This window comes from Microcoleus sp. AT8-B5, from assembly GCF_036705565.1.
GTDB lineage: Bacteria > Cyanobacteriota > Cyanobacteriia > Cyanobacteriales > Microcoleaceae > Microcoleus.
In genome coordinates, this window is sequence record NZ_JAUBUY010000023.1 from 6634 (window position 1) to 24760 (window position 18127).

At 45.1% G+C, this 18127-nt stretch carries 18 protein-coding genes; 8 read left to right on the forward strand and 10 right to left on the reverse strand.

Going from position 1 to position 18127, the window contains the following annotated elements; genetic code table 11:
• Nucleotides 1–180: 180 nt before the first annotated feature.
• From QUB39_RS16830 to QUB39_RS16840, 3 genes are all read right to left on the reverse strand, one after another.
• Nucleotides 181–1380 carry a glycosyltransferase gene (locus tag QUB39_RS16830; protein ID WP_333207665.1) on the reverse strand — a complete coding sequence of 400 codons (1200 nt, stop codon included), beginning with the start codon at nt 1378–1380 and terminating at the stop codon, nt 181–183.
• Between the two features lie 28 nt (nt 1381–1408).
• Nucleotides 1409–1567 carry a hypothetical protein gene (locus QUB39_RS16835; protein ID WP_333207664.1) on the reverse strand — a complete coding sequence of 53 codons (159 nt, stop codon included), beginning with the start codon at nt 1565–1567 and terminating at the stop codon, nt 1409–1411.
• A gap of 197 nt (nt 1568–1764) precedes the next feature.
• Nucleotides 1765–1971 (reverse strand): hypothetical protein, encoded by a 207-nt coding sequence (locus QUB39_RS16840; RefSeq protein ID WP_333057195.1) that lies wholly within the window; start codon nt 1969–1971, stop codon nt 1765–1767.
• A 114-nt stretch (nt 1972–2085) separates the two neighbouring features.
• On the opposite strand from QUB39_RS16840, the gene QUB39_RS16845 reads away from it, so the two are divergent.
• Both QUB39_RS16845 and QUB39_RS16850 read left to right on the forward strand, forming a co-directional pair.
• Entirely contained in the window at nt 2086–2412 is a 327-nt protein-coding gene (locus tag QUB39_RS16845) for an MgPME-cyclase complex family protein (protein ID WP_172192102.1), read from the forward strand.
• A complete protein-coding gene (locus tag QUB39_RS16850; RefSeq protein ID WP_333057193.1) occupies nt 2409–3146 on the forward strand; it encodes a hypothetical protein in 738 nt (245 codons plus the stop codon). Before QUB39_RS16845 ends, QUB39_RS16850 begins: the two co-directional genes overlap by 4 nt.
• Nucleotides 3147–3352: 206 nt before the next feature.
• On the opposite strand, the gene QUB39_RS16855 is transcribed toward QUB39_RS16850, so the two are convergent.
• From QUB39_RS16855 to QUB39_RS16865, 3 genes are all read right to left on the reverse strand, one after another.
• Entirely contained in the window at nt 3353–5557 is a 2205-nt protein-coding gene (locus tag QUB39_RS16855; protein ID WP_333207663.1) for a tetratricopeptide repeat protein, read from the reverse strand.
• An 18-nt stretch (nt 5558–5575) separates the two neighbouring features.
• Complete coding sequence (locus QUB39_RS16860) at nt 5576–6508, reverse strand: Rpn family recombination-promoting nuclease/putative transposase (RefSeq protein WP_333207662.1); 933 nt, start codon at nt 6506–6508, stop codon at nt 5576–5578.
• A 160-nt stretch (nt 6509–6668) separates the two neighbouring features.
• On the reverse strand, nt 6669–7604 hold the full coding sequence (locus QUB39_RS16865) for an NAD-dependent epimerase/dehydratase family protein (protein ID WP_333207661.1): 936 nt from the start codon (nt 7602–7604) through the stop codon (nt 6669–6671).
• A gap of 250 nt (nt 7605–7854) precedes the next feature.
• Here QUB39_RS16865 and dnaG point away from each other — a divergent pair, with 250 nt between their 5' ends.
• Nucleotides 7855–9873 (forward strand): DNA primase, encoded by a 2019-nt coding sequence (dnaG, locus tag QUB39_RS16870; protein WP_333207660.1) that lies wholly within the window; start codon nt 7855–7857, stop codon nt 9871–9873.
• A 376-nt stretch (nt 9874–10249) separates the two neighbouring features.
• Here the strand turns inward: dnaG and QUB39_RS16875 are convergent, their stop codons facing one another.
• Nucleotides 10250–10765 (reverse strand): pentapeptide repeat-containing protein, encoded by a 516-nt coding sequence (locus tag QUB39_RS16875; protein WP_333042425.1) that lies wholly within the window; start codon nt 10763–10765, stop codon nt 10250–10252.
• A 14-nt stretch (nt 10766–10779) separates the two neighbouring features.
• Here QUB39_RS16875 and QUB39_RS16880 point away from each other — a divergent pair, with 14 nt between their 5' ends.
• A complete protein-coding gene (locus QUB39_RS16880) occupies nt 10780–11373 on the forward strand; it encodes a YraN family protein (protein WP_333207659.1) in 594 nt (197 codons plus the stop codon).
• A 201-nt stretch (nt 11374–11574) separates the two neighbouring features.
• Here the strand turns inward: QUB39_RS16880 and QUB39_RS16885 are convergent, their stop codons facing one another.
• Nucleotides 11575–11964, reverse strand: a complete 390-nt coding sequence (locus QUB39_RS16885) for a hypothetical protein (RefSeq protein WP_006632408.1) — start codon at nt 11962–11964, stop codon at nt 11575–11577.
• A 148-nt stretch (nt 11965–12112) separates the two neighbouring features.
• Between QUB39_RS16885 and queA the strand changes: the two genes are divergently transcribed.
• A complete protein-coding gene (queA, locus tag QUB39_RS16890) occupies nt 12113–13255 on the forward strand; it encodes a tRNA preQ1(34) S-adenosylmethionine ribosyltransferase-isomerase QueA (RefSeq protein ID WP_333207658.1) in 1143 nt (380 codons plus the stop codon).
• 42 nt (nt 13256–13297) lie between these two features.
• Here the strand turns inward: queA and rpmF are convergent, their stop codons facing one another.
• Entirely contained in the window at nt 13298–13471 is a 174-nt protein-coding gene (gene rpmF, locus QUB39_RS16895; protein ID WP_006632406.1) for a 50S ribosomal protein L32, read from the reverse strand.
• Nucleotides 13472–13647: 176 nt separating this feature from the next.
• Nucleotides 13648–14124 carry a TM2 domain-containing protein gene (locus QUB39_RS16900; RefSeq protein ID WP_333057184.1) on the reverse strand — a complete coding sequence of 159 codons (477 nt, stop codon included), beginning with the start codon at nt 14122–14124 and terminating at the stop codon, nt 13648–13650.
• Between the two features lie 416 nt (nt 14125–14540).
• On the opposite strand from QUB39_RS16900, the gene acsF reads away from it, so the two are divergent.
• From acsF to QUB39_RS16915, 3 genes are all read left to right on the forward strand, one after another.
• A complete protein-coding gene (acsF, locus tag QUB39_RS16905; protein WP_333057206.1) occupies nt 14541–15617 on the forward strand; it encodes a magnesium-protoporphyrin IX monomethyl ester (oxidative) cyclase in 1077 nt (358 codons plus the stop codon).
• A 160-nt stretch (nt 15618–15777) separates the two neighbouring features.
• Nucleotides 15778–16659, forward strand: a complete 882-nt coding sequence (locus QUB39_RS16910) for a hypothetical protein (RefSeq protein ID WP_333057205.1) — start codon at nt 15778–15780, stop codon at nt 16657–16659.
• Nucleotides 16644–18053, forward strand: a complete 1410-nt coding sequence (locus tag QUB39_RS16915) for a site-specific DNA-methyltransferase (RefSeq protein ID WP_333057183.1) — start codon at nt 16644–16646, stop codon at nt 18051–18053. The genes QUB39_RS16910 and QUB39_RS16915 overlap by 16 nt, the downstream gene beginning before the upstream one ends.
• The last annotated feature ends 74 nt before the right edge of the window (nt 18054–18127 follow it).

Genomic DNA, 18127 nt, shown 5'->3' on the forward strand with positions numbered 1-18127 from the left:
AACAGGCAAGATGCCTGTTCCACAAAGAATTACAGCTTAATTCAAGGAACAGGCAAGATGCCTGTTCCACAAACAATTAATTTTCCTGTGGGGAGTAGGGGTTGGGCATCCTGCCCGCCCTTGAAAGACTTATTAATAATGGTGCAAAATGTCAGTTAATCCATAGGTTTTGCACCATTCTCAAGCACTCTCAAACAGCGCCACTAATTTCTTGGCCTCTAAATCAACATTGTGTTGTTGAGCAACCCGTTCTGCTCCTGTTTTCCCCATTTGTTCTAGCTTTTCTAGAGGTGCTTCCAATACCGCGCGCATCGCTACGGCTAATGCTTCTGCGGAACCGGGAGGAACTAACCAACCGCAAACACCGGGTTCTACGAGCTCCGGGATGCCAGCAACATAGGTGCTAATTACGGGCCGATTGAGAGCGAGGGCTTCCATAATTACGACGGGCAAACCTTCGGCAAAACTCGGCAATACCATTGCGCGTGAAGCTAAAATCTCTTGCTGAACTCGATCGCCACTGGCCCAGCCGGTAATTTCTATATGGTTTTGCAGGCCGAGTTGCAGAATCTGCTTTTCAATATCCGATCGCAGCGGCCCGTCTCCTACGAGTACCAACTTAAACTCTAAGCCTTGAACTGCTAACTTGCTAGCAGCTTCTAGCAATAATAAATGACCTTTTTGTTCGCTGAGCCGGCCAATGCAAGCTAAGCGGGGTGCTGCGGGTATGGGGACGTAGGGTGCAGTTAAAAATGCAGCATCTACGCCGCAGTGTATGACGTGAATTTTTGACCAAAAAGTGCGATCGCACCACCGAAAAAGCTGACTTTTACCGAAGGAACTAACTGCTGCTACAAAGGTCGATCGTTTAATTTTTTCGTCTAAGGAAAGAAGTGTGGCTTTATCAAATTCTTCAGGCCCGTGAACGGTGAAACTGTAAGTCGGGCCGCCAAGCACGCGGCACAGCATTGCGACTGTTGTGGAATTTGTCCCGAAGTGAGCGTGAACGTGTGCTGTACCGGATTCTGCAAACCAATTTAAAAGAATGCAAGCTTCTGCTAAATAAGCTAGATGCAGCAAAATCCCCCGTTCCGAGTGCCAGCCAACTTTGAACATTAACCGCACAGCTTCGATGAATCGAATTGGTCTAGTTGCGGCAACGCGAAGCAAACCCCACGCTAACCCCTGTAAACCAACTCCTAAGATTACTTTAGTCGATTCTTGCTCTAGTTTGTCGGCTTCATCAACGAGTTCAGACTCGCAGGATCGGATCGAAAATCGTGCGACTTTCATGCCGCAATTTTCAACCGCTAGGACTTCTCTGCGGACAAAGCTGTGGCTGACTTTGGGATATTGGTTGACTAAATAAGCGATGTTCATGAACGGGGAGAAAATTTTATGGTAAAGCTTAGATTAGTTTAGCCTTTGGCTGCAATACGTGGGCAACAAATTTAGCTGATTTGTTGAGCTTATTTGAGCAGGGGCGGAGGGCGATCGCTTTTGGTGGGATGGGGGAAGTGACAGCGGGGCGATCGCTATTCCGGGGAGAGGAAATCAATTCACACATTTTACATTTTTAATACAATAGTCAGGACTGTTTTTAGGTAGTAGTCACAAACCTTTGATTTTCCCGCAAGCAGTTCGCTCGCCCTGAAAGCCTTTTTTTAGGGTTAGCAATCAAAAACTATCTCAAGTTTTTATATATGCAAACCACTCCCAATCAGGTTTAACAGCCCCCAGATTGCCTCAATAATTGGTAATTATTCAACCTGCAATTCCATCTAATTTCCTATTGTCACCTAAATTTTCCCGAAAATCACCAGCCCGAAAAATAATCGCCCAAATCCCCAAAAAACCAGCCACTCTCGCAACTCTCACAACTCCCCCAACACTCACCACCAAAGATTTTTCTGAAGCGACTTGCTCTGCATCTACCCAAGATGACAGCAAATAAGGTAAAGTAAACGGCACAAGAGTCTAGAACTCTCCAACTGCCGCAACTCGGCAAACCCGCCCCTGACCAGCAAAACTGGCCGATACAGGCGACATTAACCGCTAACCGTCAACCTCTAACAACCGACAAAAATGCAAACCTACTACTACGTTTTAGCCAGCCAACGCTTTTTGCTAGAAGAAGAAGCCCTAGATGAAGTGTTTAAAGAAAGAACTCGCAACTACAACGAACAAGAAAAACAAATAGACTTCTGGTTGGTCAAGCAGCCGGCTTTCCTAGAAGCACCGACAATGGCAGAAGTTAAAGCAAAATGCCCTCAGCCAGCCGCCGCTATTATTTCTACCGATCCTGTCTTCATCACCTGGTTGAAACTGCGATTAGAATATGTACTGACAGGTGAATTTCAAGCACCATCACCAACTATTCCTGATGCCCTTGCATCCCTACAGACAGCATGAATAAAAGAGCAAAATATCCGACAAAACAACTAACAACAATTAGGGGTAAATTGTACAAATTTATTTTGTCTCTCCCCCTATTTCCTGCTACTTCGATCGCCCTTTTGGTATTGACAATTTTATCGAGTTCTGTTAAAGCTCAGTCGAGCTGCCAACCGCCGCAGTCCGATGAATATCTACTGTTAATTGTCACCACAACACCCGAACAGCAAGAAAGAGCAAAACGCTCTTTCCCTGGAAATACTAACAACACAGTTTGTCGGTACATCAATGACACGGTGACGCGAGTTGGTGGCTTTCGCGACTCGCAAATCGCCAGCGATTGGGTTAAATACATCGAAGATGTTGTCGGATTGCAAGCTTACGTAGTACGATCGCCCGCAGCGGCACTACCCCAAAATTTGCCAGTCTACAACCCTCAGCCAGCACCAGGTTCAGAACCAATCACCAATTCTCCCAGTGGCAATCTTGCCTTCAATCCCCAACCCCTGGGCCCTGGTTATGCAGTGTTAGTAGATTACTTCAACCAACCGGAATTAGCAGGTCAAGTCAGGGAAGCATTAGGCACGCAAGTAGGCTTAGCTTCCTACGGCCAGCGTCCCTTTTTATTCGTCGCTTATACAACGGATCAAAACGCCGCTACTGCTGCTGTAAAAGCATTGAGCGATCGAGGTTTTTGGCCGATGTTAGTAGACAGCCGCCGAGTTACCGTAATTTCTCCCGCTGTTCGCTGAAAGCAAGAAGGAAGGCACTACACGGATGATAACACGGATACACGGATGAATTATCTAGTATTCATCATTCTTGACAAGGAAGAAGAAATAATAGCATTGTAGGGTGCGTCAGGTGAGTTTCTTAAACGATTATTGAGGGTTTAAATATCTGACGCACCTTACTAATTGTGACAATTGCTTAAGTTCTGACTAAATTTAATTAATAATTATTGTTGTTTTGGCTGTGGCTGATTGTTTTCGGGCTGACTTTCTGCCCGCTTTTTTGCTTCCATTGCGGCTCGGTAATCGGGTTTGTAGCGAATAGCTTTTTCATAGGAGGCGATCGCATCTTCGTATCTTTTTACCGCCACCAGTGCATTGCCGCGGCTGTACCAGGCTTCCGAGTAGTCAGGTTTGACATACACAGCTTCATTGTAAGATACTAGCGCATCTTCGTACCGCTTTAAATTGGACTGAGCATTTCCTCTATTGTACCACGCTTGATATTCTTTCGGGTTTAAATCTAAGGCTCTGCTGTAACACTCAATTGCTTGTTCGTACTTGCGTAATTCGTGGTAAGACCAACCTAAATTATACCACGCTTGATAATAATCCGGTTTTAATTTAACAGCTTTTTCGTAAGCTTCCACCGCTTCTTCATGCCTCCGCATTTTCAGCAAAGCGATGCCTTTACTGTACCACCCTTGATAAAACTTGGGCTGAAACCGCACGGCTTTTTCGTAGGCTTCAAAAGCTTCTTGGTTTTTGTTTAATTCTAGGAAGACATTGCCTAAATTGTACCAAGCTTCATAATTATCGAATTTGATTTCAACTGCTTTTTGATATGATTCAACGGCTCGATCGTACTGTTTTAATTTTTGGTGAGCTTGTCCCCGATTGTACCAGGCACGGTACAAATTGGGCTGAAATTTTACAGCTTTTTCGTAGGAAGTGATCGCCTCTTCGTACCGCTGCGAATCTAAGAGAACATCGCCTCTGCCTTCCCACGCTGCGGCATAGTCTGGCTGGATTTTCAAAGCGTTATCAAAAGATGCGATCGCCTCTTGAGACTGTTGCAACTTATCCAAAGCATAACCGCGTCCCGTCCAAGCTTCCAAGTATTCCGGCTTTAATTCTATGGCTTTATCATAAGCTGACTGCGATTCTCGATATTTTTTCAATTCATATAAAGTTTTGGCTTTTTCCTGCCACACTTCCGCGTAGTCAGGCCTGAGATTTATTGCTCGCTCATAAGCGACCAGAGCTTCTTCAAATCGGCTTAAATTGTAAAGAGTATTGCCTCGGTTGTACAGGTCAGTTGCATTGGCAGAATTAAAAGTGTTTACACCATAAATAGATGCTATAATACTGATGCCAATTAAACTGGCGATCGACAATATTTTAAAATACAGTTTTTTTCGGGATTTTAGCTGCCCCTTCGCAGCAGCAACCGGAGGCAATACAGGAACTGTACCGCTGAAAGAATTTTTCAATTCTTTAATAGCTTGCAGCGTTTCGCCGGCACTAGAATAACGTTGCCGAAAATCGTACTTTACCATCTTATCTAAAATAGTCGCAAATTCAGGACTGACTGATGTTTTGTCCTGCCAAATTATTTCCTCTGTCTCGGTATTTTTTGGCATTTGGTGAGGATTTATGCCAGTGAGGAACTGAATTGCGATCGCACCGACGGCATAGATATCGCTGCTGAGTTTCGGGTTGCCGTGAGCTTGTTCGCTGGGCATATAACCGGGCGTACCGATGCTGACACTCAAGCTATTCTTGGGCTGAGGAGTGGTGATTTGAGTAGTAATTTCTTTGACGGCGCCGAAGTCAATTAAAACTAATTTTCCGTCTCTATCTCTGCGGAGTATATTGCGGGGATTGACATCGCGGTGAATCACATTTTGCTGGTGTACAAAGTCTAAAATTTCGAGAAGTTCTTGCAATATACAAATGACTGCATCTTCCTGCATGACTCCCGCAGTTCCTCCTTGGTAAGAGGAACCCCCCCCAGCCCCCCCTTGGTAAGGGGGGGAGCCAAGTCCAGCCCCCCCTTGATAAGGGGGGGAGCCAAGTCCAGCCCCCCCTTGGTAAGGGGGGGTTTGGGGGGGTATAATTTCTTGGCTTAAATCGTGACCTTCAATAAATTCTTGAACTAGGTAAAATTCTTGATTTTCTTCAAAGTAAGCAAAAAGTCGGGGAATGCGATCGTGATTTCCCAACTTGTACAAAACTTGTGCTTCAGTATCAAATAAACGTCTTGCTACCTGTAGAGTTTCCGGATCAGTTGCGTGAGGTTTAAGCTGCTTGACGACGCAGAGGTGATTGCCTGGTAGCTGCTTATCTTCCGCTAAATAAGTTTGAGCAAATCCGCCGCCTCCCAAGTGACGGATAATACTGTAGCGATTGCTGAGTGTGATTCCAAGCATGAGATTTACCTAATATTCCTAGTCTTTTGGAGAATTAGCTTCCAACCAAGCTGTTAAATCTTCGGCATTAGAAAAATCTAACATGGCTTCTGCAAGATTCTCTAATTTGTCGATCGGCAATTGGCGAATGCGGCTTTCAATATCCGGGTTTATTTGACCTAAACGGCGACTTAGCAAACGCATAATTAACCCTACTTGTCCTTCTTGTCTGCCTTCTTGTCTGCCTTCTTGTCTGCCTTCTTCCCGACCTAAAGCCACTGAACCCTCTTGATCTTGAGCAAAAAACTCTTGCTGTTGTAATATGTTAAATTCCTCCTGTGTCAAACTAACTTGATTGGCAATTTCAAAAGCTTTCTGAATTTCCGGGACTGTGACCATTGTTTGAGGTACTTCATCCAAAGTGCCAGTAGTTTTGATAAAGTAAATCCACTTGTCCGTAAGAGTTTCCAGTCGATCCAATTCTTTCTTAAATTTTGGCAACTCTACAAATACTAACTCAATATCATTTTGTAGATAATCAGACAGGCGAGTTCTTTCTTTGAAGACAAAATGCGAAATCACATCTTGCTCGCCGCGAAACATTTCAAAATCAGTGATAGTCAAAGCAATCACAGGTCGCAGTTGCTTGTATAGTTCTCCCCTTGTTAATTGGAGTGCATAGGTTTTTGCTGCATTGTACAAAACTCGCTTGCCAAAGGCCTGTACCTTCAAAACTTGCATTTCGATAATCACATATGTGCCGTCATTAAGTAGCGCTTTGACATCTAAGTAGCTGTTTTTTACTCCCGCTATTTGAGGGCCAAGATAAGGGTCAAGGATTTCTAAACTTTCAATTATCGATCGCCCTTCATAGAGTATGGCATTCAAAAAACTAATCAGAATGTCTGTACTCTGGGCGGAGCCAAATATTTTCTTGAAGGCAAAATCAATTTTGGGATTGATAAATCTCATGTTATTTTTCTCCTTCGACATTTGTACTTAACACGGCTGCCAACCTTACTGTGACAGTCTGTTTGCTTTCTTTCTTGTTCCCTCCCCGAACTCGCGGGGAGGGTTAGGGTGGGGTTCTAGATTTTTTCGGACATTAAGATGCTCCCACTATAACTTAACTTCAAACGGCTTTCAAAATCTCGTCATCAACTGAAAAATCTATCTCAGCTTTGCCCCGCCCCGAAACTACATAATCATTCTGAAAAGAATCTTTTAAGCCAGAAACTAAGTCAAATTCCGGCTGCCAGTTAAGCTCGGTGACAGCTTTATTAACTGAAGCAAAAAAGTGCTGCAATCTCATCGGAAAAGCTTTCTTTTTGCCGAAGTCAAATTGTTTGGGATCGTAGTGTACAATCTTAATAGCATCAGGGGATTTACCTGCTGCTTGAATGCAGGCGCGGGCTAAACCGTCAAAGGTGACAAATCGATCGCCCGAAACGTTGTAAATTTGCCCGATCGCCCTTTCGTTGCCCAAAACCGCCGCCATTGCTTTAGCCAAATCCTGACAGTGCCCCAACTGCGTGAAGTGCATTCCGTTACCGGGAATCGGAATCGGTCGATCGCGCACAATGCGATCGAAAAACCAAGCCTCTAAATCGTTATAATTTTGAGGGCCGTAAATGTAAGTCGGGCGAATCGAAGTCCAAGGCAAACCGGACTCTGCCAAGTAATTTTCGGTTTCGCACTTACCCAAATGCCGGCTTTTAGGATCGGTAGCGTCCCCTTCAATATGAGGCATTTGATCCGACTTCAAATAAACCCCCGCAGAGCTCATGTAAACAAAGTGCTGCACCCGCCCTTTAAATATTTCAGCTAAAGGCTTTGTATCGCTGAGTTCGCGGCCGTTGTTGTCAAAAACCGCGTCAAACTCGACCGTCGATAACTTTTCTTTTAGTTGTTCGACATTTGTGCGATCGCCCTGAATCTGTTTCACGCCCGAAACCGGTACAGGCTTGTTGCCCCGGTTAAACAACACCACTTCATGCCCTTGTGCTGCTAAAATCTTAGTAAGATAAACCCCAATAAACCGAGTACCGCCCATCATTAAAATTCGCATTAATTTCGATGCTCCTTACAGTTAGTGTAAATATCTTACAATAAAGTTATGCCCTAGCTTTACTCAAATAGCAATTACGCGTAAACACCAGAGAAACCGGGTTTTTCACCAGTATCAAAGACTCAAATCCAGTATTTTCGTAAAAAACCCGGTTTCTGCCGACCGGACGATCGAATTGTGCGTGAAGCGAAGCTATCCCGCAGGGAATCGCTCAAAATAAACATACTTTCAATTCGCCTAAAATAGACCTATGCAAGTTCCCCGGCTGCATCCAGAAACAATCGAAGAAGTCAAACAAAGAGCAGACATAGTAGACGTTATTTCCGGTCGCGTCGTCTTGCGGAAACGCGGCAAAGAATTCGTAGGTTTGTGTCCCTTTCACGACGAAAAATCTCCCAGCTTTACTGTCAGTCCCGGCAAACAAATGTATTATTGTTTCGGCTGCGGTGCAGGTGGCAATGCTTTTAAGTTTCTCATGGAATTGGAGAAACGCCCTTTCAGCGAAGTAGTATTAGAACTAGCTAAAAATTATCAAGTCCCCGTCAAAACAGTCGAACCAGAACACCGACAAGAATTGCAGCGGCAAATTTCTCTGCGGGAACAACTCTATGAAATCTCAGCACTAACAGCCAACTTTTACGAACACGCTTTGCGACAAACCCAAGGAGAAGAACCCTTAGCATATCTCAAATCAGAACGCAAGCTAACCGAAGAAACTATCCAACAATTTCAATTAGGTTATGCACCCCAAGGTTGGGAAGCACTTTACAGTTATTTAGTAGAACAGAAAAACTATCCGGCGCCATTAGTAGAACAAGCTGGATTAATTGTACCGCGCAAAAATGGCGGCAGCGGTTATTACGATCGCTTCCGCAATCGCATTATGATTCCCATTCGCGACACCCAAGGCAGAGTCATCGGTTTCGGCGGCAGAGCTCTCGGCGACGAACAGCCGAAATACCTCAATTCTCCCGAAACAGAACTGTTCGACAAAGGCAAAACTTTATTCGCCTTAGATACAGCAAAAACAGCCATTAGCAAAGCCGATCGCGCAGTGGTTGTAGAGGGGTACTTTGATGCGATCGCACTTCAAGCAGCCGGCATCTCCAACGCCGTCGCTTCCCTGGGAACAGCCTTAAGTTTAAACCAAGTGCGGCAGTTATTGCGCTACACTGACTCCAAACAAATTATCCTTAACTTCGACGCCGACAAAGCAGGAACTCAAGCAGCAGAACGCGCGATTGGGGAAATAGAAAAACTCGCTTATCAAGGAGAAGTCCAACTGCGGGTGCTCAACATTCCCGACGGCAAAGATGCCGACGAATACCTCAAAACATACTCCCCAGAACAATATCGAGAATTGCTCGAAAATGCTCCATTGTGGCTCGACTGGCAATTGCAACAAATGCTCGTAAATCAAGATTTGAAGCAAGCCGATACTTCCCAGCAAGTCACAAAAAAAATTATTAATTTATTAACTAACATCACTGACGACAATCAGCTAGCACATTACCTGCAAAAGTGCGCCGAAATTCTCAGCAAAGGAGATTTTAGACTCACAAAAATGATTGCTGAAAACTTGCTCAATCAAGTAGTCAGCGATTGGGCTAAGCGCCAGAGTCAAGACGAATCTTTGACAATGCCCCTGTTAATTAGAAACAAGCTGAAGCCGAACAAACAATATAAAAAGCAGCGTGCAAGCGGCGAAAACCAAAGCTCAAAATCAAGCTTATCTGCCGTAGCCCGCAGTCTTTTAGAAGAAGCAGAAGCGCAATTATTGCAGATTTATTTGCACTGTCCCGAATACCGCCAAGATGTCAGAGAAGCAATAGAAGCTAGAGACGTGCAGTTTAGCCTTTCTCACCACAGATTTTTGTGGCACCAGATTGTGAATGCAGAAATATTGCACAAAATGTCTTTACAAGTAGCGCCTTCAGAGTTAATATTGAAATTACAAGATAGCTTCATTGAATATCCCAATCAACTCAATCAAATCTCGCATTTATTTCACTTGAATGAGTTCTCAGAAAGAAATGTTTATCGCGCACCTCTAGTAATTAGATCGGCCCTCGCCTGTATCGAGCAAATTATCAGCATGAAGCGCCGCCGGATTGCACTCAATATGTGGGAAAAAGCCAAGGCGGCTAGCAGTGGCGAAGAGGCTATAGAATATCACCAACTATTCTGTGCCGAACAAGAATGGCTCAAGGAATTAGAGCGGCTGCGTCAAGTTAATTTTTACGATTTAACATCCGTGCCTTGGGGCTAATACCCTTTTAGATTTTAGATTTTAGATTTTAGATTGGAGATTGGAGATTGGAGATGACTCGTTCGATATAGGTGGGAAGCTAGGGCTGTTTCGGGGCAACCACGGGGAGTAGGGGTCGGATTGCCCCTACCGAAAAGCAGGGTTTTGTAGGGGCGGTGCCAAGAGTGCCCGCCCAGCCCATAGACGAGCGGGTAGGGGTTTCAGATATCGGGGCAACCACGGGGAGTAGGGGTCGGATTGCCCCTACAAGAGAATGAAACAGCCCTGGGTTTGAAGCTTGCGTGCGGTTACATTTTTTTAAACTGATATAAGGAATAAAGTCCCTACTAAGAACCCGTTTGTACTAAGGACTTTATTACTTTATTCAACGACCCTTTTAATAATCGCAAAAAAGAGTTTCGCGAGTATCTCTACCTGTCACGGGATTAGTACCTTTTGCCACTTTACAAAGTTTTTCTATCATATCGTCTCGCAGCAGTGTCTCAGTAAAATCTGCACCGTCAATGATAGCTCCTTCCAGCCTGGTATTGTAAGCGAAAGCACCCTCAAGGATAGCATTAGTTAAATTCGCTTTCATCATGCGAGCTAAATCTAAAGTAGCACCCGTGAAATTAGCGCCTTCTAAATTTGCTTCTTCCATATTGGCCGCAAAAAAGCTGACGCCCCGCAAATCTGCATTAGTAAAATTGCTGTTGCGAAGATTGGCTTTATTAAAGCTGTCGTCAGTCAGAACTTGGCCAGTAAAATCAGCGCCGACTAGGATTTCTTTGTCGTGATCCAAAGCGAAAGCAGGTGCGGGATTAATGCCGATCGCCCCAGCGGCAATTACTGCTAAAATAACAAAACTCAGCAAGAAAGTATAAATATGTTGGCGAATTCGAGAAATCATCATACAAGTTCAAGCTAATGAGCAGTCGTGACAGTTCTGAATTGAATTCTACCAGAAAGCGCGTCAAGCGTAGCTATCCCGTAGGGAATCGCCCGCTTGCCACCGCTGACTCCAATTCCCCCCAATCTCCAAACTCTAGGGATATCGGCACATTGGGAGAAAACTTAGTCGCCGAGTGGTTGCAGCAGCAAGGTTGGGAAATCCTGCACCGCCAGTGGCACTGTCGCTGGGGAGAGATTGACATCATCGCACTCGGAAGAGATGAAGAAAGCGCAAAAAACCGAAGTCTTCCCAATCACACATCCCAAACATTAGCATTTGTAGAGGTGAAAACTCGCCGCCGGGGAAATTGGGATGCGGGTGGAATGTTGGCTATTAATACCACAAAACAAGCCAAACTTTGGCAAACAGCCGAAATATTTTTAAGCACCCATCCAGATTTAGCCAATAATTATTGTCGCTTTGATGTCGCTTTAGTCAGGTGCGAACCTTCACAACAAAACACTAAGCAAATCTTACCACCATTAACAGCAGCGAACTCTCAATCCGCCGTTGCAGGTAACTACCGACTCACCCTGCAAGAATACATTCGATCGGCTTTTAGCATTTAAAAATATATAATAATTAAAATTTAGAGGGTAAAATCTCAAACCAATGCCCCTAGGTCATTTTTAATTGTTAACTTGCCTAGGCTGTCGCGCAGTTCTCTCTTAAGCTTTAACGGAGCTGAAAAAAGCGTTAAATCTTCTCCCGCTTTCCCCTTCTCTCCCTCTCCTGTTCTGTCATCACAGTTAATGTATATGCGTAGCAATCTAGGCCAGAGTTTCCGGGCAATATCCCAGACCCTTGACAAACTGCTGGCGAAACGCTTCAATTTCTTTGCGGTCAGGGCTGCCGTGACAAACCACGGCCACCTGGTAGCGGCGCATCACGCTCAGTGGCGACTGTCCGGTTTCCAAACTCCAAAGCGCCATTTGCAAGCGAATTTCAGGATCGTAAGGAATCCCGAGTTCGTTCATAAAAGCCCGAAAATCCCCGTGCATTTCGGGAGTTAAGTATTGGCTCATTTTCACCTTTACCACCCAGCCGTCAATTTGGTGAATAACAGTGATAAATTGCAAGGGAAGATGATGAGCCGTGCGTAGGTAATCCACGACTCTCAGAGTAAGGCTAGTATTGGCGATGTAGTAGAGGTATTCCATAACGATCCTTATGAGCAAAGCTGATGCTATACCTCTATCCTCGCGGGGTATACCCGCCACCACAAGGGGAAAAGCACCCGACTTTGGATGGGGGTTTTTACCCAATTTGTTACCCAGTTGACAGATCGATCGCACAGGAATTCACTTGATGACAGAGATGGACTGGTCTTTGGACGGCTACGACTACGAACTTCCGCCCTCGCGCATTGCCCAAAATCCCGTAGTGCCGAGGGACAGTTCTCGCTTGCTGGCTGTAGATTCTCCTAGCAGCCAGCAACACCGGATTTTTAGGGATTTACCCGATTTGCTGCAACCGGGCGACTTGCTGGTACTGAACAACACCCGCGTGCTGCCAGCGAGGCTCTACGGGCACAAACCCAACGGCCCGGCTGTGGAGATATTATTGATGGAAGAACGGCAGCACAACTGTTGGCTGGCTTTGGTTAAACCGGGGAAACGCTTAAAGTTGGGAGCAAAAATTGAGTTTGATCCCATCGCCCCTGCCTGTGAGGACTCTACCACAGCTCCTTGCTGTTGCCGAACCGATGCCACGATGCCCCCCCATCGTCGTCGATTGACTGCAACAGTTATAGAGAGGGACGACGCCACAGGGGGACGGCTGTTGGAGTTTGACATCCCCACAGATGAGAATCTGGTGAAGTTTTTGGACGAATACGGCCACGTACCCTTGCCGCCCTACATCGACCATTCCCAAGCTTCAGCGGAACAGTACCAGACTGTTTATGCCGATCGGCTTGGGGCGGTGGCTGCCCCCACAGCAGGCCTGCACTTCACCGAAGAATTGTTCAGCCGCTTGGAACAGCGGGGAATCGAAAAAACTTTTGTCACCTTACACGTCGGAGTAGGGACGTTTCGCCCGGTGGAGGTGGCAGACGTGACGGCTCACAAAATGCACGGCGAATGGGTGGAAGTACCCGCCGCCACCGTCGAGAAAATCCGGGAAACTCAAGCCCGAGGCGGGCGGATCATTGCCGTGGGTACAACAGCAGTGCGAGCTTTAGAGGGAGCCGCCGCCGCGAGTGGCGATTTTTCCTTGCAACCTTTTTGCGGCCAGACTAATTTGTTTATCTACCCTGGTTACAAGTGGCGGGTTGTAGAGGGGATGATTACCAATTTTCACTTGCCCCGCTCTACTTTGATGATGATGATAAGTGCGATGATTGGAAGGCCTCGGCTGTTGGATTTGTACCGAGAAGCGATCGAGCATCAGTACCGCTTTTATTCCTTTGGCGATGCCATGCTGATTTTACCAGCAGCAAAAAAGGATTGATCGATCGGGCATCGGGTTCGCCCCATGCCCGGTATTCCGTTTCTATTCTTCCTCCTCTTCTTCATTGCCGGGATACACGAAGCTGTTGGAACGTCCAGTCAGAACAGATTTGCCCAGAGACAGAGCTTTCTGAGCTGCCACGACAGCTTTGCGCTTCCATGTGGCCTTACGCATATTCTTCTTGGATTTGGAGGTTTTCTTCTTAGGGACTGCCATGACGCTAAATACTTTCTGCTTATATAGACAAACAAACATTCTAGCCGATTTTGTCGGCAATGCTTACTCAAAAAACGGCAATAACTGCTCACCAACCAATATCAAGTAGTAAGGTGCGTCAGCGATTAGCTTCTGGAAAAATAGACAAAATCCCCTAGATCACGCACCCGCAGCAGCTAAAGTTCGTGAAAGTGGTAGATCACGACGCCAGTTACTGCATCGTTCTCGATACTCACATAATCCGTTTTGAGCAGTGCCGTGAAAGCCTCTTCCACTTCGGCAAAAGTAGCGCCGGTTGCCATCACCCCTTGGGTGACAGATAATCTTCCGTTCTTGGTATAAGCTGCCTTCAGGAGTTTAACCCCTAACTGATCTGGAGTTTGCTTGGAATATGTCGCGGCGATCGCCCCGTTGCTGGGATATAGCGGTATACCTTCGCGAGATACGCCGAGTTTGCCCCTGAGACTGGCATTGTGTTCGTCCACCATGTTCGGCAGCAGCAGCAAGTCAAACAATTGCCCAAACCCAAACAAACCAAAGGTAAACAGCCACAGCAAACCCGTACCAATCTTGCCGTTGTAGAGGCGGTGGAGTCCGAAGGGGCCGAAAAAACAAGCTGCCCATAAAAGGTAACTAACACCTAAATTGCTCATTTTCTGACCGTCCTGCCTGGTTATTCTAAGAATTGGAGTCCTTTTATCCATTTTGTACTTTCTATCTGGTGTTTGAACAGTTTGACACCAGCAGATATTTGTGCATAGTCCGAAGTTATTGGTTATTTACTACCAATTCCCCAATTCCCCATGCCCTAGGCCCCATGCCCCATGCCCCATGCCCATGCCCATGAGTAATTTTGCGTAGCAATTCTTAACGCCAGCAACATATTTTCGCGGGCGAGAGCTTGGTAAACTGGAGGGCGTGGAAATTACAGCAGCTTAGACCTGGATTCCACACGGAGCGCCAAAGCAAGCGCGCCGCCAGCGCTGGCCGGACATACACGAGCGCGATCGCCCGCAGTACCCGACAATGGAAACAAGCGAGTAGTTATAAGCAGAAATCCAATAAACATATGGTAGATTCCCTCAAAAAACCCACTTTTGAAGAACTGCGGCCGGGAGTGAAAGCCCCAGCCAAAGAAACTATTCTCACGCCGAGATTTTACACAACAGATTTTGACGAGATGGCCAAAATGGACATCTCGGTAAACGAAGCCGAACTAGAAGCAATTATCCAAGAGTTCCGCGTTGACTACAACAAAAACCACTTCGTGCGGGATGAGGAGTTCGCTCAATCTTGGGATCACATTGACGGCGAAAAACGCCAGTTGTTCATTGAGTTTCTAGAACGTTCATGCACCGCTGAGTTTTCTGGGTTCTTGCTTTACAAAGAATTGGGACGCAGGCTCAAAGACAAAAATCCAGTGCTCGCCGAGGGTTTCAACCTGATGTCCCGCGACGAAGCGCGGCACGCCGGATTCCTCAACAAAGCGCTGTCCGACTTTAATTTGTCCCTGGATTTGGGTTTCTTGACAAAGAGCCGCAGTTACACATTCTTTAAGCCGAAGTTTATTTTCTACGCGACTTACTTGTCTGAAAAGATTGGTTATTGGCGCTACATCACGATTTACCAGCACTTAAAAGCCCATCCTGAAGACCAGATTTATCCGATTTTCCGATTCTTTGAAAATTGGTGCCAGGATGAAAACCGCCACGGAGATTTCTTCGATGCGGTGATGAGAGCTCAGCCTCAGATGTTGAACGATTGGCGCGCTAAGCTGTGGTGCCGTTTCTTCTTGCTGTCGGTGTTCGCGACAATGTATCTCAATGATATCCAGCGTGCGGGTTTTTATCGATCGCTCGGTCTAGATGCTCGCGAATACGACATCGAAGTCATCAAAAAGACCAACGAAACAGCAGGCCGCGTATTCCCCGTCATGCTGGACGTGAACAATCCAGAATTTTATGAACGGCTGGATATTTGCCTCAAGAACAATCAGCAGTTGACAGCAATTGTTGCTTCTAATACTCCGAAATTCTTGCAATTCTTCCAAAAATTGCCTTTGTACTTGTCGAACGGCTGGCAGTTGTTGAAGCTGTACTTCATGAAAACAATTGAATCACCTTCAGTACAGGGCGCTGTGCGTTAAGTTTTGATTTTTCATCCTCTGTGACGGCGGTTCTGCGGCAAGCAGAGCCGCTTTTTTTAGGTATAATGTTAGATTAGTTTTGATGCTCGATCGTGCGATCGAGTTTCAAATTCAAGCGAAATTTATGAAGGAGTTAATTGTGAGATGAAGGGTGAGTAATATGATATCGGGAAGACGCAACTCTTTTGTAGACTACAAAGCAGATGGACACAACTGGATAACTTTGATGACAGGAGAATACTATCCAGATATCTTACAAGAGGCTTGCCAACTTTACGAACCAGTTTTAGTAATGTTTGGGCAATTACTCAGGACTTCTGAATCATCAGTGCGCCTATTTATACAGATTTCTGAGGTTCCTAGCACATGGATGCGAGTTCAACTTCTCAGGGTGTTTCGCAAGTATGTTAGCCCTGAGATTCCAGTTGAAATGCTCAGAAGGAAAAAAAAGACAGCGGATATTTGCAATCAGTTTGGATCTCGTTTTAGGTCTGTTCAAGAAGTTCAAGCTGCATACATGACTCGTCCTATTCCTGACGAGGCAATGTCCGCTTTGTTGTGGGAATACAAAAGTCGTGGCAACAAAGGATACGACCTAACTGAAAGGTTTTTTTCCTTATTCCGCTTACATTTTCCATACTTGGCAATCCGAGGGCCAGAGCGAGCCGGAAAAGATATCCTGATGGGAAATGTCTTCGCAAACTATTCCAACCCGAAACGCCCAGTTGATTTTGCAATCTACGATATTAATGAAAATGAATTGCTGGCAATAGGATTAGCACGATATGATTCAGATAGAGGTGGTGCACAAGAAGACGATCGAACAGGCGGTTATCGTAGCTGTGCTGATGAAATCCTCAGTTACGCACAAAATCACAATTTAAGAACTAAGGTAATTTTTTTGAATGATGGGCCTGGTCTTTTACTCGGTTCAATGTGGGATGACTACGCAGATATTGAAAATAGTTGGCCAGATCAGATTATGGTATTGACACTGCGTATGGTTCCAGACCGAATTACAGTGGAATGGCTGCGTTATTAAAAATAGGAGTGAGAATGGCTACTGGTATTTCAAAAAAACAATCGAAAGATCAAGCTACATCCAATCTTAATGAAAGTAAATTAAACAATAGCTTGGATGCGTGTTTTTTATATCCGGGAAAACAGCCTGCTAGTGAAGTTTTAGGCACTAAGAAAGCTAAATGTGTAAAATTGTGGGCTAACAATGAACAGCCAAGTGGGCTGGATGAAAACCGTATATACTATGGTGATAACTTGCCCATTTTAGCAAATTTACTTCAAGATAACTCTGTTCAAGGTAAAGTAAAATTAATTTACATAGATCCGCCTTTTGCAACGAAAACTATATTTAAATCGCGATCTCAGACTGATGCTTATTCTGACTTATTAGCAGGTAACAGCTATATTGAATTTATTCGTCAGAGGTTGATACTATTGAGAGAGTTATTAGCTGATGACGGCTCAATATATGTCCATCTTGATGATAAAATGGCATTTTATATCAAGGTGATTATGGATGAAATTTTTGGTCAACGCAATTTTAGAAATTGGATTACTCGCAAAAAATGTAATCCAAAGAACTACACAAAAAAGACTTACGGCAATGTTTCAGATTTTATCCTGTTTTATAGTAAATCAGATACTTATGTCTGGAATCGTCCTGTTGAAGAATGGACAGATAAGCGCGCCAACAAAGAATATGAATACATTGAAAAGGAAACTGGACGGCGATATAAAAAGGTTCCGATTCATGCGCCTGGAGTGCGAAATGGCGAAACTGGAAAGTCTTGGCGAGGGATGAATCCGCCACCGGGAAAGCATTGGCAATTTCCACCTCAAACACTAGATGAAATGGATGCTAGAGGGGAAATATATTGGTCTGCAACAGGAAATCCCCGTCGCAAGATATATTTGGATAGCAGTAGCGGGATTCCCGTACAAGATATTTGGCTAGAGTTTCGCGATGCTCACAATCAGAATATTAAAATTACAGGTTATCCAACTGAGAAAAACCGCGATTTACTTAGTCGAATTATTCGAGCTTCATCAAATCCTGATGATTTAGTGCTCGATTGCTTTGCTGGTTCTGGTACGACTTTGAGTGTGGCTTCGGAGTTTGGGAGGAGATGGATAGGAATTGATAATAGTTCTGAGGCGATCGCAACTACTTTGCGCCGTTTTGCTAAGGGTTGCGAACGAATGGGCGATTTTGTCAGCCAGCAAACATCGCTACACCAGAATCCATCGGATGACGAGTCTCGCCAATTATCGCTTTTTAACTTAGATGAATCTATATTTCAAGCTGAGTCTCCCTTAGAAAAAAGCGAGATGATTAATAACTTTGATCTTTATGCAACTGATTCGTTTGCTGGGGAACTAGAAGATATTGTGAGGCAATGGAGAGAATGGCAGTAGCAGCGGACAATAAAACTCACAAAAAGCATTCCGCCACATCGCAAAAATTGGCTCGACTATTACCATATAAGATT